The sequence below is a fragment of the Dietzia massiliensis genome (genome assembly GCF_018390595.1).
Lineage (GTDB): Bacteria > Actinomycetota > Actinomycetes > Mycobacteriales > Mycobacteriaceae > Dietzia > Dietzia massiliensis.
In genome coordinates, this window is record NZ_JAHBAV010000186.1 from 1 (window position 1) to 453 (window position 453).

Here is a 453-nt window from a genome sequence, read left to right on the forward strand (position 1 = left end):
GATTGCGCTCACCGGTCCTGTTCCGAATACGCGCAATTCTGATCTCCGTGCGTGCGACCGTACAGTTACTCCACGATTAGCTGCGCCCGTGCAGCAAGCCCTCGCAAATACGTCACTGTGACGATTTGGTCCGGTCTGGACCCCCGTCGCTTTCGTTGGCGATTAACCCGACCGCTTCGGAACGCCAAACTTCGTGCGGATCTCATCCTCGCCGAACGCACGGCCGGCGCGGGCCTCCTGCTCGGCTTGCTCGATGTCTTCGCGAATCCCTGGTTGCGACAACCAGAAAATAGTCTCTTGCATTGACTCGAACTCGTCTGCCGACAACAGCACTGCCGCGGGCACACCGTCTTTCGTGATCGTCACGACTTTGCCCGTCGCCTGCACGTCAGCAACCAGGTGACTGAAGTCCTGCACAGCGGCACGAACGTCGATCTCGCGCACGGTGTGATG

At 59.8% G+C, this 453-nt stretch carries 1 protein-coding gene; it reads right to left on the minus strand.

Features of this window, described 5'->3' with window-relative positions:
* Positions 1 to 162: 162 nt before the first annotated feature.
* Positions 163 to 453, minus strand: a 291-nt coding sequence (locus tag KHA85_RS16775) for a type II toxin-antitoxin system Phd/YefM family antitoxin (protein WP_272875185.1), incomplete at its 5' end; no start/stop codon positions are given.